The organism is Anderseniella sp. Alg231-50 (assembly GCF_900149695.1).
GTDB lineage: Bacteria > Pseudomonadota > Alphaproteobacteria > Rhizobiales > Aestuariivirgaceae > Anderseniella.
The window spans coordinates 2,612,509-2,633,920 of record NZ_LT703003.1; the positions used below are offsets into that span (position 1 = coordinate 2,612,509).

Annotated in this window: 26 protein-coding genes; 7 read left to right on the forward strand and 19 right to left on the reverse strand. The window is 57.5% G+C overall.

The window, feature by feature from the left end:
- Positions 1-42 precede the first annotated feature (42 nt).
- From DHN55_RS12350 to DHN55_RS12380, 7 genes are all read right to left on the reverse strand, one after another.
- A complete protein-coding gene (locus DHN55_RS12350; protein ID WP_337660250.1) occupies positions 43-720 on the reverse strand; it encodes a cysteine hydrolase family protein in 678 nt (225 codons plus the stop codon).
- A 28-nt stretch (positions 721-748) separates the two neighbouring features.
- A complete protein-coding gene (locus tag DHN55_RS12355) occupies positions 749-1,756 on the reverse strand; it encodes a phosphotransferase enzyme family protein (protein WP_337660214.1) in 1,008 nt (335 codons plus the stop codon).
- A 37-nt stretch (positions 1,757-1,793) separates the two neighbouring features.
- Positions 1,794-2,573, reverse strand: a complete 780-nt coding sequence (gene fabG / locus DHN55_RS12360) for a 3-oxoacyl-ACP reductase FabG (protein ID WP_108881560.1) — start codon at positions 2,571-2,573, stop codon at positions 1,794-1,796.
- Between the two features lie 62 nt (positions 2,574-2,635).
- Complete coding sequence (locus tag DHN55_RS12365) at positions 2,636-3,442, reverse strand: ABC transporter permease subunit (RefSeq protein WP_108881561.1); 807 nt, start codon at positions 3,440-3,442, stop codon at positions 2,636-2,638.
- On the reverse strand, positions 3,442-4,299 hold the full coding sequence (locus tag DHN55_RS12370; RefSeq protein ID WP_337660215.1) for an ABC transporter permease: 858 nt from the start codon (positions 4,297-4,299) through the stop codon (positions 3,442-3,444). The genes DHN55_RS12365 and DHN55_RS12370 overlap by 1 nt, the downstream gene beginning before the upstream one ends.
- Positions 4,296-5,381: an ATP-binding cassette domain-containing protein gene (locus DHN55_RS12375; RefSeq protein ID WP_108881562.1), complete on the reverse strand. Its 1,086-nt coding sequence runs from the start codon at positions 5,379-5,381 to the stop codon at positions 4,296-4,298. The genes DHN55_RS12370 and DHN55_RS12375 overlap by 4 nt, the downstream gene beginning before the upstream one ends.
- Before the next feature lie 106 nt (positions 5,382-5,487).
- Positions 5,488-6,561 (reverse strand): ABC transporter substrate-binding protein, encoded by a 1,074-nt coding sequence (locus DHN55_RS12380; protein ID WP_337660216.1) that lies wholly within the window; start codon positions 6,559-6,561, stop codon positions 5,488-5,490.
- A gap of 287 nt (positions 6,562-6,848) precedes the next feature.
- On the opposite strand from DHN55_RS12380, the gene qhpR reads away from it, so the two are divergent.
- Positions 6,849-7,895 carry an AraC-like transcriptional regulator QhpR gene (gene qhpR / locus DHN55_RS12385; protein ID WP_337660217.1) on the forward strand — a complete coding sequence of 349 codons (1,047 nt, stop codon included), beginning with the start codon at positions 6,849-6,851 and terminating at the stop codon, positions 7,893-7,895.
- A gap of 24 nt (positions 7,896-7,919) precedes the next feature.
- Here qhpR and DHN55_RS12390 read toward each other — a convergent pair whose 3' ends face one another.
- The 7 genes from DHN55_RS12390 to DHN55_RS12420 are packed head-to-tail and all read right to left on the reverse strand — an operon-like array spanning position 7,920 to position 13,054.
- Complete coding sequence (locus DHN55_RS12390) at positions 7,920-8,549, reverse strand: microcompartment protein (RefSeq protein WP_108881565.1); 630 nt, start codon at positions 8,547-8,549, stop codon at positions 7,920-7,922.
- 22 nt (positions 8,550-8,571) lie between these two features.
- Complete coding sequence (locus DHN55_RS12395) at positions 8,572-8,856, reverse strand: BMC domain-containing protein (RefSeq protein WP_108881566.1); 285 nt, start codon at positions 8,854-8,856, stop codon at positions 8,572-8,574.
- 49 nt (positions 8,857-8,905) lie between these two features.
- The gene (locus DHN55_RS12400) at positions 8,906-9,157 is read right to left on the reverse strand and encodes a EutN/CcmL family microcompartment protein (RefSeq protein WP_108881567.1); all 252 of its coding nucleotides are present in this window, start codon (positions 9,155-9,157) and stop codon (positions 8,906-8,908) included.
- Positions 9,154-9,591 carry a hypothetical protein gene (locus DHN55_RS12405; protein ID WP_108881568.1) on the reverse strand — a complete coding sequence of 146 codons (438 nt, stop codon included), beginning with the start codon at positions 9,589-9,591 and terminating at the stop codon, positions 9,154-9,156. The genes DHN55_RS12400 and DHN55_RS12405 overlap by 4 nt, the downstream gene beginning before the upstream one ends.
- Entirely contained in the window at positions 9,591-10,202 is a 612-nt protein-coding gene (locus DHN55_RS12410) for a BMC domain-containing protein (protein ID WP_108881569.1), read from the reverse strand. Before DHN55_RS12410 ends, DHN55_RS12405 begins: the two co-directional genes overlap by 1 nt.
- A gap of 3 nt (positions 10,203-10,205) precedes the next feature.
- Positions 10,206-11,786 carry an aldehyde dehydrogenase family protein gene (locus tag DHN55_RS12415; protein WP_108881570.1) on the reverse strand — a complete coding sequence of 527 codons (1,581 nt, stop codon included), beginning with the start codon at positions 11,784-11,786 and terminating at the stop codon, positions 10,206-10,208.
- Positions 11,786-13,054, reverse strand: a complete 1,269-nt coding sequence (locus tag DHN55_RS12420) for a class-III pyridoxal-phosphate-dependent aminotransferase (RefSeq protein WP_337660218.1) — start codon at positions 13,052-13,054, stop codon at positions 11,786-11,788. The genes DHN55_RS12415 and DHN55_RS12420 overlap by 1 nt, the downstream gene beginning before the upstream one ends.
- Positions 13,055-13,276: 222 nt before the next feature.
- Here DHN55_RS12420 and DHN55_RS12425 point away from each other — a divergent pair, with 222 nt between their 5' ends.
- A complete protein-coding gene (locus DHN55_RS12425) occupies positions 13,277-14,068 on the forward strand; it encodes a DeoR family transcriptional regulator (protein WP_108881572.1) in 792 nt (263 codons plus the stop codon).
- Between the two features lie 91 nt (positions 14,069-14,159).
- Here DHN55_RS12425 and DHN55_RS12430 read toward each other — a convergent pair whose 3' ends face one another.
- Together DHN55_RS12430 and DHN55_RS12435 are read right to left on the reverse strand one after the other, a co-directional pair.
- A complete protein-coding gene (locus DHN55_RS12430; protein ID WP_108881573.1) occupies positions 14,160-14,597 on the reverse strand; it encodes a GFA family protein in 438 nt (145 codons plus the stop codon).
- A 215-nt stretch (positions 14,598-14,812) separates the two neighbouring features.
- Entirely contained in the window at positions 14,813-15,604 is a 792-nt protein-coding gene (locus DHN55_RS12435) for a pentapeptide repeat-containing protein (RefSeq protein WP_108881574.1), read from the reverse strand.
- Positions 15,605-15,777: 173 nt separating this feature from the next.
- Between DHN55_RS12435 and DHN55_RS12440 the strand changes: the two genes are divergently transcribed.
- From DHN55_RS12440 to DHN55_RS12455, 4 genes are read left to right on the forward strand one after another with little or no spacing between them, the layout of a single operon-like run.
- Positions 15,778-16,323 carry an SEL1-like repeat protein gene (locus DHN55_RS12440; protein WP_108881575.1) on the forward strand — a complete coding sequence of 182 codons (546 nt, stop codon included), beginning with the start codon at positions 15,778-15,780 and terminating at the stop codon, positions 16,321-16,323.
- A 3-nt stretch (positions 16,324-16,326) separates the two neighbouring features.
- Complete coding sequence (locus DHN55_RS12445; protein WP_108881576.1) at positions 16,327-17,034, forward strand: MotA/TolQ/ExbB proton channel family protein; 708 nt, start codon at positions 16,327-16,329, stop codon at positions 17,032-17,034.
- Positions 17,031-17,648, forward strand: coding sequence for a hypothetical protein (locus DHN55_RS12450; RefSeq protein ID WP_108881577.1), 618 nt, complete (start codon positions 17,031-17,033; stop codon positions 17,646-17,648). The genes DHN55_RS12445 and DHN55_RS12450 overlap by 4 nt, the downstream gene beginning before the upstream one ends.
- A 33-nt stretch (positions 17,649-17,681) precedes the next feature.
- Complete coding sequence (locus DHN55_RS12455; protein ID WP_108881578.1) at positions 17,682-18,182, forward strand: hypothetical protein; 501 nt, start codon at positions 17,682-17,684, stop codon at positions 18,180-18,182.
- Between the two features lie 5 nt (positions 18,183-18,187).
- Here DHN55_RS12455 and DHN55_RS12460 read toward each other — a convergent pair whose 3' ends face one another.
- A complete protein-coding gene (locus tag DHN55_RS12460) occupies positions 18,188-18,925 on the reverse strand; it encodes a creatininase family protein (RefSeq protein ID WP_108881579.1) in 738 nt (245 codons plus the stop codon).
- A 208-nt stretch (positions 18,926-19,133) separates the two neighbouring features.
- Here DHN55_RS12460 and DHN55_RS12465 point away from each other — a divergent pair, with 208 nt between their 5' ends.
- The gene (locus tag DHN55_RS12465; RefSeq protein WP_337660219.1) at positions 19,134-19,964 is read left to right on the forward strand and encodes a quinoprotein dehydrogenase-associated SoxYZ-like carrier; all 831 of its coding nucleotides are present in this window, start codon (positions 19,134-19,136) and stop codon (positions 19,962-19,964) included.
- Between the two features lie 32 nt (positions 19,965-19,996).
- On the opposite strand, the gene pqqE is transcribed toward DHN55_RS12465, so the two are convergent.
- Entirely contained in the window at positions 19,997-21,115 is a 1,119-nt protein-coding gene (gene pqqE, locus DHN55_RS12470; protein WP_108881581.1) for a pyrroloquinoline quinone biosynthesis protein PqqE, read from the reverse strand.
- Complete coding sequence (gene pqqD / locus DHN55_RS12475) at positions 21,112-21,411, reverse strand: pyrroloquinoline quinone biosynthesis peptide chaperone PqqD (RefSeq protein WP_108881582.1); 300 nt, start codon at positions 21,409-21,411, stop codon at positions 21,112-21,114. The genes pqqE and pqqD overlap by 4 nt, the downstream gene beginning before the upstream one ends.
- Position 21,412 lies beyond the last annotated feature (1 nt).

Genomic DNA, 21,412 nt, shown 5'->3' on the forward strand with positions numbered 1-21,412 from the left:
CCCGGCGAAAAGGTTGCATGCGCCGTGCTTATGCGGCCCGGACTATTCCGCGTCCATGAACCCGCTGATGTCTTCCAGCTGGACCACGTGGCAATAGATCATGTTGATCGTTTCAAGCTCATTGATGTGGAGCTGGTCGGTCGCTGCCGCGCAGCAGTCGTCAACCACGACAACATTGAAACTCTCATCAGCAAGGCTGCGCACTGTGGAACTGACGCACTGGTCTGTAAAAATACCAGCCGCAATGACGTGCCTGATGCCCATATTGTGCAATATCATCCGCAGGTTGGTGCCGGTCAGCGCACTGTCCGTGGTCTTGGTTATCACAATGTCATCTGCATCCGGCGTCAGCTCCGGAACGACCTGACTGTCCTGCCGGTCCTTGGGCATCAACAGGTAATTGAAGCCGGGCTTCTTCTGGCTCAGCGACCTGTCACGGCCATCCTGTTTCAGACATGCAATGCGCGCAAAAATGACTTCAACGCCCCTGTCGCGGCATTGCCTGATCAGATTCCGGGTATTGGGAATCACCGTTTCATTCATCCGTTTGCGAAACGGCTCCCAGCGCTTGGCCTCGCGCGGATCGTCCTGGACTTCCACATAGGTATTCTGGATATCTATGACCAGAAGGGCGGTCTCCGCTGCCGGCAGAACCAGGTCCTCGGGTTCGTCGGCGTACTCGTAGTAAAACGATCTGTGGGCATTCTTCCAGTTGCTCAATTGTTCGATCCATTCCTTGCTGGTTGCATCAAGACATGCGTGACAGGTAGCCTTCACCCAGTTCTGCTGAAACGGCGGCAAAATTCTTTGCCAGCGCCTGGGCTTCCGGCACATCTATGTGCGAACCGATCCAGGCCAGAAGTGCCATGCGCCGCAGCATGATGAAGCTGTCTATTTCTTTTTCCTCGTCATCGGAAAGCGGCCGCACCTTGCGATAACCGGCCACCCATGCCTCGCGCATGGCGGGAATTTGCGGGTCGTCTTCGATGAAACTGATGCCGGCTGCAAAGTCGTACATGAACCAGCCAAAGCCGCAGTCATCAAAATCGATCAGCCGCGTGTTGCCATTGTCGATCAGCAGATTGGCCAGGCGCATGTCGGCGTGGATAAGGCCATAACGCTGTTCGGATTGCCCGAACGCACTCACCCGTATTCTGACCGTGGCTTCCACGCGTTCAAGCACGGCACGTATCTGCGCTTCGACATTGGGGCCGTCCCGCCAGTTTCCCCATGTTGCCCGGGGTCCGTAAAAGGCGTCCAGGTCCCATACCAGTCGCTCGAAAGGTTCCGGTTTCTTCCAGGCTATGGTGTGCTCATGGGTCGTGGCTGCGATCTCACCCAGTTCCTCAAACGGGCCGGCAAGATCCTGGGTTTCGTCAGGCTGTTCGCCTTCAACAAACTCGAACATCACCATCATGCGCGCGCCCAGCTTGCCCGGCAGTTCGGCACTTTGAACAATCTCGCCGTCACGACCCTGGATGATACCCGGCGTGGTCACGCAACCGGAACTGTTGAGCGCTTCGGTCCAGCACAGTTCGCATTCAATCGCACGGCGGGTGTGATAACCCTCACGATGAACCCGCAATATGGATTTGTAGCCGTTCTCCGTCTCCACCAGATAGGTGGCATTTTCCGACACATTGATAAGCCGTGCCCTGGCATCAGCAGGCACGTCCCACAAGCCAAGCGACTGGTTGGCCAGTTCGTGCAGGCGAGAAAGCAGTTCGTCATGATCAAGTTCTGTCTGTGCCATCATATCCCCTCCTGCCTGGCATGTCGGTTGGTCCCGAATGTCAAATTTCCTCTAACGCCTCAAGGCTTTCGGGAATGATCTGACCGCCGTCCACAACAATCTGCTGACCGGTGATGTAAGCAGCCTCGTCCGACGCGAAGAAGAGAGCGGCATTGCCAATATCCTCGACAGCGCCCAACCGCTTGAGCGGAATGGAAGCCGCCATGGTTTCGAGGTATTCCTGCCCCAGGTCCTGCAACCCCTCGGTATAGATGTTGCCGGGCATGACTGCATTGATGGTGGTGTTGTAGCGCGATAGCTCCATTGCGGCGGTTTTCAGGAAGCCAAGCTGGCCCGCCTTTGACGCACCGTAGTGTGACCATCCCGGAAAACCCGTTACAGGCCCGGTGATCGATGATGTCAGGACCACGCGCCCCTTGCCGGACTTCTCAAAGTGCGGAATGCAGGCTTTGACACACAAGAATGCACTGCGCAAATTGGTGGCCATGACCTGATCCCACTCTTCAGGATCCATCTCCGCAATCTTGGTTTGCGGAAAGGCGCCTGCATTGGCGCACATGATATCAACGCCGCCGAATGCATCTGCTGTCGCCTGCACCATGGCCTGAACCGACCCCCAGTCGGACACATCGCAACTGGTCCACTTGGTCGAGCATCCTTCGGCATTCATTGCATCGCAGGCGGCTTCAGCAGCTTCAGCGCCACGTGCGGCGATCATCACATTGGCCCCCTGCTTCGCGAACACACTGGCAATACCGCGGCCGATCCCCTTGGAACCGCCGGTGACGATCACGCTTTTACCTTTGATTGATGTGAGCATTGTGAAACCTCCAAAGTTTAGATGTCATTTTCCTGTCTGTGCGGTGTCCGGCCTGTGCCATGTCAATTCTCACCGGATGAACGCAGGGCCCGCCACAGGTGTGGCAGGGCCAGAGCCGTCAATAATATGGTTGCCGAACCGAACACCGACAGCATGCCGAGTGCCGGCACAAGCGGCGAGTATCCCGACACCATTTTGGCATAGAGCCACTCCGGCAACGTCAGGTCCGCACCGGTCGTAAACAGCGATAACGGGAAATTCCCCCAACTCAGCAGGAACGAAAACAGGCCTGCCGAAATGACGCCCGGCAGCAGCAGCGGGAACGTCACTTCCTTCAGGATAACCCAGGTGGACGCCCCCATGTCTCTGGCGGCTTCTTCAAGTGCGGGATCAAATGAATAGGCGCGAATGGCGATCACCAGTGTTGCAATTGGCGAGATCCAGACCAGGTGGGCCACCACCGCCGTCTTCCACGTCGGGATGATGCCTATGGCGTTGAACCACATGAGCAGCGCCAGGCCCAGAACCGTTTGCGGAAAGAAAATCGGGATCAGGATGAATTTCTGAAACAAGGTGCGGTAGCGCCATTGGTAACGGGCAAAAGCCAGCGCGCCGAAGAAGCCGACAACCATGGAGACGACCGTCACGATGATTGCGATGTACAGCGAGGTGGTCAGAAGGTCAGCCACCGTCGAACTGTCCATAACCTTTTCATACCATTTCGACGAATATGTCCTGATCGGAAACCGCAGATAGCGCGCCCTGGCAACCGATGCAAACCCCACCGACAGCAAGGGCAGATACAGGATTGCAATGACAAAAATGCCATATGCATAAAGAACGAGACGCGTTGAACGGCTTGGTTCCATCAGCGCTTCCGTCCCATGATCGCATCCAGGTCAACCTTGTTGACGCCAAAGATCGCCAGCGACCCGATGATGGCGATAAGCACCATGGACAGCGCTGATCCCAGTGGCCAGTTCTGCCCATAGGTGAACGCGGTCTCAACCTCGTCCGCCATGACGACAACCGTTTGCCCGCCGAGCAATTTCGATTCCGCCAGTGCGCCGGCTGCGAGCACGAAGCTCAAAAGCGAGCCGACAACAATCCCCGGCGCTGCCAATGGCAGGTCAATCTCCCAGAGTATGCGCCACCGCGATGCGCCAAGATCGGCCGCCGCCTGGCGCGCATCGTCGGGCACCATGGATATGCCCTGGGCAAGCGGGAACAGCATGAACGGGAAGTAGACATAGATCAGTCCGAACACGATCACCGGTACATTGTAGAGGCTTCCCCCCAGCTCCAGGCCAAACCAGGCTTGTGCGTAGCCGGTGATCAGTCCGCCTTTCATCAATGTCAGTATCCAGCCGAACAAACGGATGTTCTCCGACACAAACAGACTTACGACAACAGCGATCGTGAGCACGAGGGTGAAACGTCCGAACACCTTGGCCATCGCATACGCCAGCGGCCAGCACAGGACGATGAGCAGCAAGGTGGAAATCAGCGCCATTCCAAGCGACCAGGCCAGTGACTTCCAGTATCCGTGGGTCAGCACGGTCGCGTAAGAAGAAAAATCGGGCACATTGAACAGGGAAAATACTTTTTGCGGCATGATCGAAAATGCCGCGACGACGATAAGCGGCGCAACAAAACTCAACACCAGCACGACAAGAATCGGCAACGCACACAAGAACCCGAGCTTTCGGTCCAGGCGCTCCATCATTCCCCCCGGATCAGATGTGTGTGGTCAATGTCCCAGCCCAGGATCACCTCATCGCCGATCTCGCCCGTATAGCGATCCTCGCGCAACTTCTCGACTGTGAGATTGGATCCGTCGGACGCTTCAACCTCATACTGGATGCGCGACCCCAGGGCGTATTCGCCACGCAGTATCCCCTTCACAATGAAATCGTTTGTCTGGGAGCCATTGAGAAATTTGACGAATTCGGGCCGCACCATCAACGTGCCAAGCTCGCCCTTGTCCAGTCCGACACCGACATTTTCGACCTGTCCGTTCACGTGTATCTCGACACCCCGGCCGTGCAGGCCACCCTTGGTGGTGCCTTCAACGCTGAACAGGTTTACCTCGCCCATGAACTCCGCGACAAAACGACTGATCGGCCTGGCATAAATGCCATCGGCATCTGCCACCTGTTCTATTCGACCGGCCCGCATAATCGCAATCCGGTCAGACATGACCATCGCCTCTTCAAGTGAGTGCGTAATGTAAACGAATGTCTTCCCCGTGCGGGTATGAAGATCCTTCAGTTCCTTCTCCAGTGTCTTGCGCAACCGGTAATCGAGCGCCGACAAAGGCTCGTCGAAAAACAGAATCTCCGGATCGAAGGCCAGTGCGCGAGCCAGTGCAACTCTCTGGCGCTCGCCACCTGAACACTGATGAATGCGTTTGTCATAATAGTCCTGCGGCAGTTGCAGCAGGTCCAGCAGTTCAAGCGCACGCTGGCGGCGCTTGTCCGCAGGCTCGCCGCGTATCTTGAGCGGAAATTCGATATTCTCGCCCACTGAGCGATGGGGAAACAACGCCAGCGACTGAAACACCATGCAGGTCGGGCGTTCATTGGCCGGCATCATGTCGATACGGCTGTCGCGCAGCCATATCTCCCCCGAAGTCGGAGAATCCATGCCCACAAGCAGGCGGATGAGAGTTGTCTTCCCGCTTCCTGACGGGCCGACAATGGTCAGGAACTCGCCTTCGGTGATCTCCATGTCAATGCTGTGGAGAGCGGTAAAGGTTCCGAACTGCTTGGTAACACCGGACAGGTGCAGGATGGGTTCTGATTGCATAACGCCACTTTGCAATTTAAGGCACCGGGTCGGTGCGAATGTCACCTTGGATAACATTCGCACCGGGCGGGAGTCGGAGCGCCCGGGGGGCGCTCCTGGACAGAGACTAGCTCCGTTTTGCGGCGTTGTAGATCTCGCTCAGCTTGTCGTAGGAGGCGACAACCTGGTAATCGAGCGAGCGGGCCATTTCAGCATCGACAGAGTCCCACTGGATGGCATCAAGTTCTTCCTTGTTGAACTTGCTCATGACGGCCTTGTCGCCCATCTGGCTCACTGGATTGTAAGTACCCTCGGCAAAAGCCACAGCCTTGGAGATATCCGGACCCTGGACAAACTCAAGGAAGTCCTCTGCAAGACCGGACGGGTTGGGATTGTTGACGGCAGAGGTCAATTCAATCCAGACCACTCCGCCCTTTCCGTCAACCGGACCGGAATTCGGCGTGATGCCCCGGACATTCTTGGCACCGTCGAAACGGGCCGGAGAAGCGGTATAGGTTCCGCCTGTGAAATAGGCGTCGATTTCGCCGTTGATCAGGGCAAGGTTCATCGCGACCAGGTCATCGGTAAGCAGCTTTGCGCCGCCAAAAATGGTCTCTGCGGTTTTCTTGAATGTGGCTTCACCGGCACCGTCAATCGGTTTGAACGGGTTTATGTCTCCCGTCAGGCACATATGCATGATGTTCCAGTTGTCATACGTCAGGACGCCGTAACGCTGGTTCATCTTCGGATCCAGGAACAGTTTCCAACCCTCGTCTTCGGCCGTCTTGCGGCTGATCTTGTCCGTGTTCACAACGAAGGAGAACGGGCCATAGCGTTGCGGCATGCCGATCAGGTTGCCGTCTTCCGCAAATGCAAGAGGGTATGGTTTCTTGAATTCCGGCAGCATTTTTTCAAAGTACGGCATGAAGCGTTCTTTATTGAGCGCCTTGATCAGCTTTTCCGGATACAGCTGCTCGCGAGCCCACGGCTGGTTGACGTTTATCAGATCCCAGACATTGACCTCGCCGGCGCGCAGCTTGTTGATCATGTCGGGATCGGACGTGCCGCTCTCCGCCTTGACCGATGCCCCCGCATTCGCCTTGCGGAACGGCTGCAGCACCTCGTCCGAGTTGTAGCCTTCCCAGCAAAGAATATTCATTTCCTTGTCGCGGGCCGCATATGCCGGGTTCATTGTTGTCATTGACGCAAGGCCTGCTGCGCTGGCTGCCCCAATGGAAAATTGTCTGCGTGAAAGTCTCATTATTTTCGTCCTCCCTGGCTGAGATCAAAGTCTTGATCGTGTCCAGCAGGTTAGAACGGAGGTCGTCTGGCGCTTGACATCAGGCGACAAGAATTTGACATCGCATCGGTCAAGCCATTTGATTCATGGCGTATTTCATGCAAGCATTCCTGCCAGACAGCGTCCACGGCCAGCGATTGAACGCATGACCGGATGGGCACGTCATGTTGAATTGGGCTCTTATCGGAATGGGTGATGCATCACACGCCGACATGATCAGCCCGCCGCCAACCGTTCTGGCATCTGCCGCAACGGGTGTCGTTGGTTTGATCGAGCAGATGAAGGGTGACCCGGATAGTATTCTGGGCAATGCCTGCCTGCGGCCCACTGATCTGGATGACCCCTATCGTGAACTGCTGCTTGGTGATTTCTGCAATCTGTTTGAAGAAGCAGCGCACCAGACCGGCAATGACCGGTTCGGACTGACATTCGGCAAGGACTTCCAGCCGTGCCAGCTCGGCGCAATTGGCTATGCAGCGATCAGTTCCCCCACACTTGCCGCCGCGCTCAAGAACATGGAAACCTATTTTCCGGCGCATCAGGGTCACTCGTCATTCGGATTGTTTCACGACAGCGAAGTGCTGTGGCTGAGTTACCAGATATCCGATCCGCGAATTGCCCATCGCCGCCAGGATGCGGAGCTGTCCATGGGCATGTTTCTCAACATATTCCGGCATGCGCTTGGCCAGAACTGGTCACCGCTTGAGGTCCGGTTCGAGCACGAAGCGCATGGCGACAGCTACAAGCACGAAAATGTTTTTGGCGCGCCGATCCGTTTCGGGCGTCGCACAAATGCATTCGCGTTCCGGCGCAGTGACCTGGACGCGCGCATGCCGAGCCAGGACCCCTACCTCTATTCCATCATTGAACCGTTCCTGAAATCGCGCTGTGAAATCCAGCGCAACCCGGAAGTTTTCGCAACCGCGATCAGGAACCAGATCAAGTTGAACCTGGGCGATACACCGCCAACACTCAATGAGATCGCCCGCATATTCGGCATGTCGGACCAGCACATGCAACGCAAGTTGCGCGAGAACAATGTGACGTTCCAGGAACTCGTAACCGCAGCGCGCAAGGAACTTGCCCTGCACTATCTGAACGGCCCGAATGTACAGCTTACCGAGATTGCATTCCTGCTGGGGTATTCGGAACTGTCAGCTTTCTCGAGAGCTTTCAGATCCTGGACGGGCATGAGCCCGCAACGCTACCGCCGGACCAACCCGCACCTGCAGTGAGACATCTGGTCTGACCTGATCCGATCAGCTCTTGCGCCCCTTCACGGCACCGAGTGTCTTCACGATAGCAGCTTGCGCCTTTTCCATGTCTGAACGGCTGCCGGACATGAAAATCCGGCCTGACGCCCCCATCATCTGCACATCATTGATGGTGGCGCCGGGTGCGGCTCGTTCAGCTTCGTTAGCCGCGACACAGGCAAACAGCGCCGGCGCCATTTCAAGGATCAGCAAGGACACCCCCGGCACCAGAATTGAGGCATCACGGGTCCGGTTGAGAATGATCGCATGCTGGTCACTCAGGTCATCAATGATGTCCTGGTAGAGAATGGCGGGAGCGAGCTGGTCGCCGGCCTTGGCACTGATGCCGTCCAGGATGGCTTTGCCGGCGCTTTCAACCTCGTCCATGTCGTCTGAATGAAGTTCCAGCAACCCGAACTGCCGCTCTGTGAACAGCAACCCGGGCTCCAGGTCAGGCGCCACCTTGAGCGCCAGATCTGCAATCCGATGAATGGACAGGGCCGGCGCCACTTCGATTATCAGGCTGTGCTGACCCGCCAGCGGCGGATAACCACGTGCCCGTGTCGGCGTCGACAGCCAGGCCGCGAACTGCGGCTGCAGATCGCGAATTGGCAGATAGACTCTCAGTTCAGTCATCGGATAAACCCTTCGATCGCCGTTACTTGGAACCCGGAACCGAGAAGTGTTTGTCCAGCTCCACATGTGGGCGCGGAATTACATGGGTTGCCACAACTTCACCGACGCCCGATGCAGCTTCCGCACCGGCTTCGGTGGCGGCCTTGACCGCGCCGACATCGCCGCGAACCACCACGGAAACCAGGCCACCGCCTACCTCCGTGCGTGCGACGATTTCAACATTGGCTGCCTTGACCATGGCATCTGCCCCGGCCAGTGCCGGCACGTATCCACGGGTTTCAATCATTCCTATTGCCTGGTTACTCATGAGACATCTCCTTTACTGATGCATGAATGGATAGTTGTTTCGAAACGGTTCAGTCCGCCCTGCTTTGTTCATCGATGGAGCCGATGATAAGCGCATCCACCGGTGCGCGAATGTCTGGGAAATATGCCGCCGCCACGGATCCCTGCACGATCAGCACGGCCTCTCCTTCCGCGCAGCCCAGCGGATCAAGTGCGATAAGGCTGCCACCGTCATCAAGCGTGACCTTTAGAAGGGCACCGGTGGGCAGGGTATCAACCCGCCTGGACGACCATATTCGCCCTGTAACGCGACCGGAAATCATGTCGAGATCCTTTCAATCTTTATGCCCTTGCGACGCAGTTCGTCTTTGGCAAGCGGTGTCAGACATACAGACTTGCCCAGACGCAGAACCTTCGTGCCATCCGCAAGCGCTGTTACGTGCTTTTCGGTAAGCAGTCCCTTTTCAACATCAGCGCCCGCCTGCCGCTGACCGGTCGGCGCGGCTGGGTCAGCATGTCCGGCACGGCTGCTGCCGGAAGCGAGCCGGAAAACATGCTGACCGTCCCTGATCGCCGCTCCGGTTTCGGGGTTTTGCGCCAACTGCAGCATCCTGTGTGCAAACCGGTTCAGTTCTGCATCACTGGTGATCGAAACTGTTTCGGTTTTCTGGCTCACCGGCTGATGGCCGCCGGGGCCGCGCAGGTGCGCCAGTTCTTCACGCAGTATCTGCCTTATCATGGCCCTCATGTCAGACATCAGCGTGCCCCCAGTGAACGAAGCGCACGTTCAGCGGCATCGCGTGCATTGCGCACTTCCGCCTCGTCACCGGCCAGATATAGACGCCCATTGGCACCGATCATGCGATAGTCGATCACCTTGACGTTGGCTGCCTTTTCCGCCTCGTTGCAGGCGAGAATGGCATAAGACGCAGACTGGCACTCCAGAAGGTACAGGCTTTCACCGCCGATGATCATGGAACCCAGCTTGTTGCGGTTGATCAGGAACGCGTGTTGCGGGTCGATCCGGGTGACTATCTTGGATGCCAGGATCTTGGGTGGCGCGGCTGCGTCCTCACCAACTCCAAGCGCATCAAGTACAGCCTCGGCACCGGCTTTGACTTCCGAAGTCGACTTCGAATGAAACTCAAGCGTTCCGAACTGACGCTCGACAACCAGCAGGCCGCATTTCACGTCGGCACCTTTCAGTGCGACATCGGTCAGCGCCTCAATGTCGAGGCCGGGCGCTATCTCAATGATCTGCGCGGCCATGTTGCGACGAGGCAATGCCCCGCGCATCCAGGTTGCAATGTAGGCAAGCGTCTGCGGCTGCAACTGGTCGATGAAAATGAAAGAACGCAATTCTGCCACGGGTTATCCTTTCAGGAGGTCGCGGAGTTCTTCTGCAATGATCCGGCGAATCTCATTGCGCATGGCGTCGGGCGAGCCGGTGTCGTCGTTTCTCGCGGCACGGACGTTATTTCCTGCCATTGCCCGGCTCTTGCCCGGCACCCCGTCAGAAGGCGCGGCAGGAAGCGGCCCGCGGTGATGAAGATTACCGAGCCGCTCCAGGTCCGGTTTGCCGTCGGACTGGTTCCAGGCGATCCGGGTCCAGTTCACCAGGTGCTGGGGGCCGATATTCTCGCCGATTGACGAACGCCCGAAAAAGCCGGTGCCTATGGTGAAAGTCGGAGCAAGTCCTGTACCCATGCCCGCTGCCCCCTGGCTGCAGGGTCCGTTCACAACGACACGGTAGCACTCCACCGCCGCAGCAAAATCGGTAATGGTCTGGGTGTCGTCGGAATGTATCGCTGCTGAATGCCCGGCGCCGCTCAACCGCAACATGGCACGCGACTGGGCGATGGCCTGTTCGAGCGAGCGTGCGGTGTACATTGCCAGTACGGGACACAGCTTTTCTCTCGACAGCCGTTCGCCGATACCGATTTGCGAAATCGGCGTAACCAGAATCCGTGTTTTTGCCGGAACCTTGAAACCGGCCTGGGCAGCGATCCACACTGCATCCCGGCCGATTGCTTCAACATTGAATCCGCGCTCATGAAACAGGTATTTGCGAACAGCATTTGTTTGCTCTTCGTTGCACACATGAGCGCCGTGCCGCTTGAGCTCGCTCTCCAGCCGGCTGGCAATGCCCGACATGGCAACCAGGACGGACTCGTTTGTACACAGGATCGAGTTGTCGAAAGACTTGCTGTCCACAATGTGCCCGGCCGCCTGCCTGATGTCCGCCGTTTCATCTACAAACACAGGTGCATTGCCCGGCCCCACACCAATTGCAGGGTTTGCCGAGGAATAAGCTGCCCGCACCATTGCGGTTCCACCCGTCGCCAGGATCACTGCGGTTTTGTCGGATTTCATGAATTCATCGACCAGCGGCAGGCTGATCTCTTCAACAACCTGGATGATGCCGTCCGGAGCACCGGCTTCAACCGCTGCCTGCGCCATCATCTTTACCGCGTCTATACAGCATTCCTTCGCAGCGGGATGCGGGCTGACAACAATCGCATTGCGAGTGAGAAGGCAGGACAAAACCTTGAAATAGACGGTTGCCACCGGATTGGTCGAAGGTATCAGCGCGAACACGACACCGGCCGGCCTGGGAATCTCCACAAGCCCGGTACGTTCATCCAGGCGCGGATCGACAAAGTTCCAGTCACGATAATGCTCGACCAGCGGAACGCTGGTGCTTTCGTTCTTGATCACCTTGTGCTCAACGACACCAAATCCGGTTTCGCGTACGGCCCACTCTGCATAGTCCCGTGCCTTGTCAAACGCCGCCCGGGCAACTGCATCTGCAATGTCTTGTGTCTGCCCGCGATCAAAACGCGAAAACACCTGCGCTGCCCACTTGGCGCGTTCAAGTACGATGTCGGCATGCGCGCGCAGCGCAACGGGCGTTTGCGAAATGTCGACCAGGTTCCTGATCTGCGGATCCATCAGCCGGCCCTCCTTGAACTGCCCATGACATCATCACGGGCAAGTCCAATGGCGGTTTCCACGCGCCGCAAAAGGTCCTCGGACAGCGCCTGGCTCATCAGAATTCCGGGCTTGAACTGCAGCACACTCGGATCAAGGGTTGAGAAGATCGCCCAGACGCCATTTTCGTACAGGTGGCGCATGACCGGCTTCGCACCTTCGGGATCATTGAACTCGAGCCCCATGACAACACCGTGCTGGCGAATGCCAATGAAGAAGTCCGGATACAGTGCCTGGATGTCTTCAAGGCCGGCGCGTATATAGTCGGACACGTACTTCACCGTTGAGGCCACTTCGGGCCGCTGGGTGATTTCCAGAACTTTCAGCGCCACAATACACCCGAGTTCGGCACCACCTGCGGTCGACATGTGGGCGAAGCCGTCCTGCTTCAGCCATTGCGCAGCCTGCTCGTTCAGCACGCAGCAAGAGATCGGATACATCCCCCCCGTGACCCCCTTGCCGATGACCATGATGTCGGGCGTGACACCATACCGGGTGATCCCCCACATCGAGCCGGTGCGCATGAACCCGGTCTGTACTTCATCGGCGATGTACAGCGCATCATAGCGTTCGCACAATTGCTTGACCGCCGGCAGGTAGCCTTCATGCGGCATCGGGAAGCCGTAGGTTGCCGGGATGGTTTCCATGATCACCGCAGCCACATCACGGCCTTTCAGCGCGCCCTCCATGGCATCCAGGTCGTTGAACGGAACCTGGACGAATTCGCCGAGCGTATCCTCGGACAGGAAGGTTTTTGAAAACCGCTCATCACCGGTCTTCACCGACAGTCCGGAATGTCCGTGATAGGCTTTGACGATCGACACGATCTTGCGCTTCTGCATGGCGTTGCGCGCCGACTTGATGGCCAGTTCGACCGCCTCGGCCCCGCCTGCCCCGTAAGCTGTATATTGCAGGCCTTCAGGCGTGCACTCGGCAAGCGCTTCCGCCAATGCGGTGCGCGCCAGTGCCGGGAAATGGTGATTGCCCATATCGAAGCGACGCGCGCCCGCGTTGAGGACTTCGATGAGTTCCGGATTCCGGTGGCCCAGATTGTAGGTGCCCCCGTTCAGATGCGCGTCAATCAGCCGGGCACCATCCATGTCATACAAACAGTAGCCCTCGCGCCGATCAATGATGAGGTCGACCCCGGCATCCTGCCAGAATTGGGTCTTGTTCGGGTTCCAGTGGCGCTTCGCCGCCTCCAGAACGTGAAGCTTTTCCTGTGACACTTCAAATTTCCCGTTCAAAGCCATACATCACGCAATTCAAAAAACCGTATCAGTATAATGTTGTATATGCAACATTTTATGAGGCTTTTAGCAATATGGCTTTGTGAGATTTGGTGAATCATTGAATTTCTGAGATTATGAACGGCATCATGAATATGCTATATACGACATTTTCATGAAGGTTGACGCCACGTGGCTGCCCGCCTAAGGAATGGACCCAATATGGAAAACACAGCTTCCGGCCAGGGCAAGAAATTTGATCGCCAGCAACTACTGTTGAGCGTGATCAGGCAAAACCCCGGCATATTGATCAGGGATCTGGCAAAGCAGCTCGCCGTATCGCGTGAGACCATTCGCCGGGACTTTGACGAATTGTGTGACGCCGGCGTTCTGGAACGACGCTATGGCGGCGCCAATGCAATCGGTCCGGGCAATGCATTAAGCTTTGACTTGCGTCAGCAGCAGCATGTTCCTGAACGGCGACGGATTGCGCGCGCGACCGTGGACATGGTTGAAGCCGGGCAAGTGATCATGCTGGCCCCCGGCACGACAGCCCTGATCTTTGCCGAAACCCTGGCCGCCGCTGATAAACCGCTTACGGTTATAACCAATGGTCTGCGCGAGGCTCACACCCTGAGCGAAGCAGAAAGTATCCGGGTCATCATGGCTCCGGGCGACGTGGATGGCCGCGAAGGGTTTGTGTGGGGGCACGACACGACGACCTTCCTCAGCGGCTACTCTGCTGACCTGGCCGTATTCTTTGCCGACGCCCTGAATGTGAACGGTGTTTTTGAATCGGACCCGCGCACAGCCGCAGTTGTGCGGTCAATGATCGCTCACAGCAACGCCAACATGCTGTTGATGGACCACAACCGTTTTGACAAACAGGCACTCCAGCTCATCTGCCCGATTGACCGCATTGGCACACTGGTCAGCGATGAGGGCCCGGCGGGTGCGCTCGCGGACGCGCTTGCCACAAGGACAAGAGTGACCGGGTCGGCAATGCCGCGATAGCCCGGCCCGCCTACATTTCCAGCCGTACTGCCCGGCACCCCTTTGAAGGGTGTCGGGCGTCTCGCTGAATGTGGAGACTGGCGCCTTGTCCTCAGCCTGGTGTCGGCCAGACAAATTCCGGGCGCAGACCTTCGTATACGGGACGGCCATCATCCGGTTTCGGAACACCGGTGGCCGGGTCATAGAAGGCATGATAGGTCGCCGGCAGACTGTCCGGCTGATACCCCATGAGATTTGGCACGATCGCCCGTATGCGGCTTTCCTTGTCGTCCAGCATGATCGGTGTGCCGCAGGTCGCACACGTGCACAGCTCCAGCGGACCGTCAGGGTTTTGTGCATTAAACGGTTGGCGATTCAGGCTGTTGGATTCATCAACGCTCAGGTCGCCATGCTTGAAAAATACCACGTGTGTCGTGTCCTGACCGGTGACACTTTTGCAGACCGAACAATGACAGGTGTGGTTGTCGATCGGATCTTTGTCCGAGTGGGTGTGTACATGATCGCACCCTCCAGCATACTTATGAGACATGTCTTCCTCCTTGCTTGATTTTTTCCTTCCACCGTCGAGGCTCGAAACTTGCCTTCGGCAAGTACCGTTACGATAGCCCGAAAATCCGCGTTCAGGCGAAATAATATCATTCAGGCCCGACGCGTGACGACGTAGCTGCAAGGTTTTCGGCAGTTTTGCGCAATATCGGACGCCATTTGCTGCGGTCGGCGATTTAACCCGGCAGGGCGTGCATCCTATTTGCGAAAGGCCTGGTTGAGGTTGCTGGCCGCTTCTTCCAGGTTGCTCTCTGCGACATCGACAAGGTCTTTGAGCTTCGCCGACGCCACATCGGCATCGGTGAAGTTCGCACCCTTGACGCGGGCGCCGGTGAGATCTGCCCCGCCCAGTTCGGCGCGCATCAGATTGGCGCCTTCCAGATTGACGCCCTTCATCGACGCAAACTCAAACTTGGTTCTGGACAGGTTGGCATTGCTGAAGTCGGCGCCTTCAAGATTGGCGGATACCAGCACCCCGCGCATCAGCCCCATGGACTGATTGCGCATGTCAGCACTCAGGTTTGCGCCGATAAATTTCGCGTTCTTCACACTGGCCCCGGTCAGGTCACTGGCAATCAGAGCACCCGACAGGTCCGCACCATCAAGCGTCGCCTTCAACAGTTGCGCCTGGAACAGGTTGGCGTCCTTGAGGTTCGCATTGCTCAGGTTGGCTTCCAGCATCCAGGCCTGGTCCAGAACCGCTCCGGCCAGGTTTGCGTTGCTCAGGTCGGTCTTGTTGAGCCGCGCTGAACGCAGGACCGCCCGCTTGAAATCAAGCCCGGACAAATCAAGTCCCGAAAGCTTGCGGCTGGTGAAGTCGGCAGGCTGGTCAGGGCTTGCTTTAGCCAGCGCCGCCATGACGTCTTCGCGGGTCATCTCGGCCTGCGTCATGTCCGGCGAGGTCAGGTCCACATGCTGCAATGGGCTCTGGGCCAGTCCCGGGACGGGCCAGCCCAAAAGTAAAACGAAAATCAGTACAAGGTGTTTCATCGCCCTATCCCGCGTAATCCAAACAATGTTGATATCATTTACTGCCGATATGACTTGAATACGGCAATCAGTACTGCCCGCAATCGAGAATTAGCTGCGTCAGGGTTGTTGCCACGTCGCAAAAAACCATCGCATAATCTGGCTCGTAAGTCGCGTCCGATGGAGTGCCACCCATGAAGCAGGCCACCAAGGCTGCAAAAAACGCCATCAGCATGCCGGCCGGCTCGCGCCGGGCTGCACTGGTCGCAGTGGCGGCCGCCATTGTTGTTGCGTTGATCTGGCAAATTGCCAAACCGGAAACCGATATCGCGACAGACCTGCGCAACGGTGACTATGCAGTTGCCTTTGAACGCCTGCAGGAAAAGGCCGCAGCCGGTGACCCCTGGTCACAGAACCAGTTGGGCAATCTTTACTACCTGGGACTGGGAACCCCTGTTGACCTTAAAAAGGCCAGCGAATGGTACTTGCGGTCTGCTTTGGCCGACTGGCCGGACGCCCAGATAAATGTATCCCTGATGTACCGTTATGGCCGCGGGCTGCCGCATGAACCTGCTCGCGGTTTTGCGTGGCTGCGTCATGCCCGTTCCAACGGCAAGGAAATAGCCGAACCCTATCTGGCCTGGATCGCCGGAAGCCTGGAACAGACGCCGTCGCAAATGCAGGTGGCAAAACGTAAATACGGCACGCTTGAATCTCTCCGGCCCGAGGGCTTCAAATAGACCATGACGAAAAACAACCGAAGTTACATCTTCCTGCAGATCTGGGTGTTGTTGGCAGGCATCGCGGTTTTCGCCTGTTACGTGGCCTACGATCTGGGCTACTTCGCCCGGATCATCGAAGCAGACCAGAGCAGGCTATCCATCCTCATAGCCGGGCTGTTTCTGGGGGCAACCTTTCATGCCGTCTGGCACATCATGCGGGTGACCCGGCAAATTGATGCCGCCTATGCCTGGTTGGCAGGAAGCCAGGAGATCGCAGGCGATCGGGACAACGAGGAAATGTCACCGTTCCAGACACCGGAGCAGTTCGTGTCCGGTTACGTATTCCAGGTTATCGAAGCACGCAAACTGTCCGCCTCCGAAGACAAGGACGGCGGACTGGTGTTTGAGATTTATGCGGACCGGTTGCGGGCCGCGGTGGAGATTGGCTGGTACCTTGTCGATATCCTGATCCGGCTTGGACTTATCGGTACCATCATCGGTTTCATCCTGATACTCGGCGCGCTGTCGTCGGGTCCCTCACCAACGCCCGAGAACATCCAGACCCTGCTCATCTCCATGAGCGGCGGTATGGGGACCGCGCTTTACACAACCCTTGCCGGCCTGGTGACAGCAATGGTGCTGGGCGCGCAATACATGGTGCTTGCCCGTGGCACCGAAGAATTGATCGGAAAGCTGGTACGCATTCGCGATCAGGCAAGCCTATCATGACAATCCAGCTCAAGGGATCATCATCTTCAGGATACGGTCGCCAACCGGCCGATGCCTTTACCGACCTGTTGTTCAATACCCTTATCGGCTTTGTGTTCCTGTTCTTCATTGCGGTCATCTTCATCAGCCCGGCCAAGGACGCCGGCAAAGTGGTGCTTGATGCGCAGTATCTGGTGACCGTCACCTGGCCGGATGGCAGCCAGGAAGACATCGATACCTGGATCGAGGATCCTCAAGGCAACGTGACCTGGTTTCGCAACCGCTCAGCCGGCCTGGTTCATCTCGACCGGGACGACCGGGGGATGCTGAACGACAAGATTGAGGTCGAGGGCAAGGTTATCGAGAACGTGCTCAATCAGGAGGTCGCTGCCGTGCGCGGTACCGTACCGGGCGAGTACACGGTCAACCTGCATTACTATGAAAGTGTCGAACAGATCACCGTGCCGGTGACCGTCAGGGTCGCCAAGGTCAATCCGGTCTACAAGATTTATTTCAACGATACCGTCGACATGAGACGCAAGGGGGAGGAACGGACCGCTGTCCGTTTCACCATTTTGCGGGACGGCAAGATCGGCCGGATAAACCGGCTGGAAAAGAAACTGGTCACGTTCTAACGCCCCGTGGCCACCGGTTTTGGAGGATGACATATGTTCGAACTAGGTACGGGCGGGCTCGCGGCAGCCTATGTCATGCTCGGCGTTATATTGTTGAGCCTGCATCTGTACTCGCGCTGGAGTCACTGGATCAAGATTATGGTGACCGTACTGGCCACCGTGTTCATGCTGGTTACCTACAAATCGCTGCCGGGCCTGCAGGGCTGGCCGTTGACGACAGACAAGCTGCCATCCCGGTTATACCTGCTGGCGATCGAAATTTCCGAGCCTGACAATATTTACCTGTGGGCGCGGGACCTGGATGTGGGAACCGAATTGCAGAGGCCGCGGGCTTATGAGTTGCCGTATTCGTCCAAGCTGCATCAGCAGGCCGTTGGCTCAGGACGAAAGCTTCGGCGCAACATTGCACAGATCGTCGAGATCGATCCGGCCGGCAAGACGGTGAAGGTGCCGGGATCATCCGACATACCGGTGAAACAGAACATCATCCGGTTTCTTGATGCGCCACAGGGCTTGCTGCCACCCAAGGAGTAACCGGATCAGGCCTTGGCGTATTTTGCCATTTCTTGGACAAGCGCCTGCGCTGCAGCTTCCGTCAGCCTGGCGCCGTCTTCAGGCTTGGCGAGGCTGGAATTCGCCCCTTTGCGCCCGTCCGGATATCGCCTGCGAAAATCATGCGCATCACTGAAACCGCCGTCAGGCGCTGTCTGCGGATCCAGCGCAACCTGCTTCACCGCATGAGGAAACGCGTGCTGGGTGATCGCGATTTCCGATGGTGTGGCATGAGAGCCGTGACCACTGGGATAAATCTCGGCCAGCAGTTTGCGAATTCCGGGCAGGTCAAACCAGCTCTTCAGGACCAGGTTCAGATTCTCCGGGTCCTGCTGCAGGGAACGGTGTGCATGGATTTCGCCGAAAGCCGTGGTCACGGTGGCGATGTTGCCGCCATGGCCATTCAGAAAAACGATGTGCCGGAAGCCTGAATTCGACAGGGATGCCACAACGTCCTGCACGACCGCCATGAGAGTTGATGGTTTCAATGAAATCGTGCCGGGAAAAGCCAGGTGCGACTGAGCCATCCCCAACGACAATGTGGGGCCGACCAGAAAGTCTCCAAGTTCGCCTGCGCGCCGGGCGATGATTTCAGCGCACATGGCATCGGTCCCCAGCAGCCCCATGGGACCGTGCTGTTCAACCGACCCGATCGGCATGACTATTGCCCGGGACGTCGCCAGATGGCTCTCGATTTCTTTCCATGTCGCTTCGACAAGCAGCATTGGTCATTCCTGTTGTTGGCATGTTGGTGGATCAGACCCGGCGGTTATTGTGCATCCGGTCTTCAGGCAAGATAGGGTCCTTATGATTGCATAAAGTTGACGTTATGCATGCCAGACTGGTACTGTCCCGTTCGCAGGGACTCGACAAAACACACTGGTAATGGCTTTGCAGCATATGAAGGCCGCAGCCGTCAACGGGGACACTATTGTGACCAAGAAACCTTTCATTCACCTGGGGCTGGCAGTTGGTGCGATATGCGCCGGATTATCGTTGTCTGCCAGCGCGGCATTGCCGGTCGAACTGACCTGGGCCGAACTGAAGCCAAGTGTGTTCGGACAACGCCTGATCACCCGCAACGATGAAGTCGTGAAGCTGGACGTGCCGTACAGGGCGAAGGACGACCGCCAGGTTCCGGTTGGTGTGCAGGCATCTCTGCCCAATGGCGTGAAGGTAAAGTCGGTTACAATCATCATCGATGAAAACCCGATGCCGGTGTCCCTGACCGTGCGGCCTGAACAGAAACGCTCCAGCCTGTGGGTGTCGGCCAGTATGCGGTTTAACGGGCCGTCACCGGTTCGCGCAGTGGTGGAAGCGGAAAACGGCCAGCTGTTCATGAGCGAGGCAATAGTCAAGACGTCCGGTCTAGGCGCTTGCGCCGCACCGCCAACGACAACGCTGGATGTTGCCGCGAAAACCCTGGGCAATATGCGCCTGACACAGATCGTGACGCCCCTGAACGTGTCGAGCCTTGCGAAACCGGTCATGCGCACAAAGCTGGATATTTCCCATCCCAATCTGACCGGCCTGCAACTCGACCAGATCACCTTGCGCTATATTCTGCCACGATATGTGGACAAGGTTGCAATCGACCAGGGCGACGAGAAGCTGATGACCATCGAGGCAGGCATTTCGCTGGCGGAAAACCCGAGCATTGCCTTTGATTATGTCTCCAACGGCGCGGACAGGATGCAGGTCGAGGCCAAGGATACGGATGACACCGTGTTCAGCCACTCGTTGCAGATCAACCCCGGCAGCTAGTTCAGTATGCTTTCAGTTGAACCCATGCCGCTCTAGTCGGCAATCGGGTCTGCCTGCTTCGCGCCAATTCTACGGAACGTGAAATCATCTGCCGTTTCGCCGGCGGCTTGTGCCTGTCCGGCAATCTTCAGCATGGTGTCATGCAGCGGTGACAGTGAACACGCCGGGTCCGTGGCTGCCGCGTCTCCCGCAATTGCCAGCGCCTGGCACCGGCACCCGCCAAAGTCCGCCTCGCGCCGCTCGCAGGACCTGCAGGGTTCCTGCATCCAGTCGGTCCCGCGATAGGCATCAAACGCGGGTGAATTCTGCCAGATATCCGCCAGTGGTTTTTCCTTCACATTGTCGAATGTCAGGTGCGGGATCGTATGTGCCGCGTGACACGGCATGGCCGATCCGTCAGGGGTTACCATGAAGGCGTCCTGGGCCCAGCCACCCATGCAGGGCTTGGGAAACTCCGCATAATAGTCCGGTGTCACAAAATCGATCAGCAGAATACCACGCAGGCGTTCGCGCGCCTCTTCAACAATATCCACCTGCCGCATGACATCGTCCCATGCCGGCATCAGCTGTGTGCGGTTGATCAATGCCCAGCCGTAGTACTGGACATTGGCAATCTCCAGCCGGTCTGCATCCAGGTCCAGGGCAAGGTCGATGAAGTCCTCGACCTGGTGAATATTGTGCCGGTGGATCGGTGCATTCAGTGTCAGCGGCAGCTTTGCCGCGCGCACGGCCTGCGCCGTTGCCAGCTTGTTTTCGTGTGCGCCCTTCATGTTGCCGATCTTCTCGGTGATCTCCGGCGTTGCGCCCTGGACAGACAACTGCACGTGATCAAGCCCGGCCTCTTTTAAAGCGCCAATCCGCTCAGGCTTTATGTTGATCCCTGCCGTGATCAGGTTTGAATAGACCCCGCGCGATGACAGCGCCGAGACAATCTCTTCCAGGTCGGTTCGCAGGGTCGGTTCACCGCCGGACAGATGTACCTGCAGGGTCCCCAGGTCGGCGGCTTCATCGAACACCCTGACCCAATCGGCAGTCTCAAGTTCGGTATTGGCCTTGAGCAGCTTGGCCGGGTTGGAGCAGTACGGGCATTGCAACGGGCAGCGATGGGTCAGTTCCGCCAGCATGCCGATGGGTGGCCCGGGAGCGGTCATGCGATTACCAGCCTCCTGTCAGCCCAGGTCTGCAGGAACCCGCACACATCGTCTCCAACGACGGCTTCAGGCGCATCATATTCAGCCGCCAGCAATGAGATGATTTCGGCAACCGTGTTCTTTCCGTCGCATTTTTTGAGAATATCGTGACTGACCTCATCAGGCCACATGACCTTCTCAGGCGACAGCAGCGCCCATGCACCGCGTACAGGTTCAAACTGCAGCCGCACGAACGACGGCAGGCCTGGACGGCTGTCGCTGGTAATCATCGTACGATGGCGTTCGGCGGCGGCCATG

Excerpts from the sequence above, each read along its gene's own strand:
- DHN55_RS12400 (WP_108881567.1), bottom strand. The coding sequence starts at position 9,157 with ATGATTTCCGGTCGCGTTACAGGGCGAATATGGTCGTCCAGGCGGGTT.
- DHN55_RS12425 (WP_108881572.1), top strand. The coding sequence starts at position 13,277 with ATGGAAAACACAGCTTCCGGCCAGGGCAAGAAATTTGATCGCCAGCAA.
- DHN55_RS12460 (WP_108881579.1), bottom strand. The coding sequence starts at position 18,925 with ATGCTGCTTGTCGAAGCGACATGGAAAGAAATCGAGAGCCATCTGGCG.
- qhpR (WP_337660217.1), top strand. The coding sequence starts at position 6,849 with ATGGGTGATGCATCACACGCCGACATGATCAGCCCGCCGCCAACCGTT.
- DHN55_RS12450 (WP_108881577.1), top strand. The coding sequence starts at position 17,031 with ATGACAATCCAGCTCAAGGGATCATCATCTTCAGGATACGGTCGCCAA.
- DHN55_RS12395 (WP_108881566.1), bottom strand. The coding sequence starts at position 8,856 with ATGAGTAACCAGGCAATAGGAATGATTGAAACCCGTGGATACGTGCCG.
- DHN55_RS12445 (WP_108881576.1), top strand. The coding sequence starts at position 16,327 with ATGACGAAAAACAACCGAAGTTACATCTTCCTGCAGATCTGGGTGTTG.
- DHN55_RS12375 (WP_108881562.1), bottom strand. The coding sequence starts at position 5,381 with ATGCAATCAGAACCCATCCTGCACCTGTCCGGTGTTACCAAGCAGTTC.
- DHN55_RS12435 (WP_108881574.1), bottom strand. The coding sequence starts at position 15,604 with ATGAAACACCTTGTACTGATTTTCGTTTTACTTTTGGGCTGGCCCGTC.
- fabG (WP_108881560.1), bottom strand. The coding sequence starts at position 2,573 with ATGCTCACATCAATCAAAGGTAAAAGCGTGATCGTCACCGGCGGTTCC.
- DHN55_RS12430 (WP_108881573.1), bottom strand. The coding sequence starts at position 14,597 with ATGTCTCATAAGTATGCTGGAGGGTGCGATCATGTACACACCCACTCG.
- DHN55_RS12365 (WP_108881561.1), bottom strand. The coding sequence starts at position 3,442 with ATGGAACCAAGCCGTTCAACGCGTCTCGTTCTTTATGCATATGGCATT.
- pqqE (WP_108881581.1), bottom strand. The coding sequence starts at position 21,115 with ATGACCGCTCCCGGGCCACCCATCGGCATGCTGGCGGAACTGACCCAT.
- DHN55_RS12415 (WP_108881570.1), bottom strand. The coding sequence starts at position 11,786 with ATGGATCCGCAGATCAGGAACCTGGTCGACATTTCGCAAACGCCCGTT.
- DHN55_RS12440 (WP_108881575.1), top strand. The coding sequence starts at position 15,778 with ATGAAGCAGGCCACCAAGGCTGCAAAAAACGCCATCAGCATGCCGGCC.
- DHN55_RS12380 (WP_337660216.1), bottom strand. The coding sequence starts at position 6,561 with ATGACAACAATGAACCCGGCATATGCGGCCCGCGACAAGGAAATGAAT.
- DHN55_RS12455 (WP_108881578.1), top strand. The coding sequence starts at position 17,682 with ATGTTCGAACTAGGTACGGGCGGGCTCGCGGCAGCCTATGTCATGCTC.
- DHN55_RS12390 (WP_108881565.1), bottom strand. The coding sequence starts at position 8,549 with ATGACTGAACTGAGAGTCTATCTGCCAATTCGCGATCTGCAGCCGCAG.
- DHN55_RS12405 (WP_108881568.1), bottom strand. The coding sequence starts at position 9,591 with ATGTCTGACATGAGGGCCATGATAAGGCAGATACTGCGTGAAGAACTG.
- DHN55_RS12370 (WP_337660215.1), bottom strand. The coding sequence starts at position 4,299 with ATGATGGAGCGCCTGGACCGAAAGCTCGGGTTCTTGTGTGCGTTGCCG.
- DHN55_RS12355 (WP_337660214.1), bottom strand. The coding sequence starts at position 1,756 with ATGATGGCACAGACAGAACTTGATCATGACGAACTGCTTTCTCGCCTG.
- pqqD (WP_108881582.1), bottom strand. The coding sequence starts at position 21,411 with ATGGCCGCCGCCGAACGCCATCGTACGATGATTACCAGCGACAGCCGT.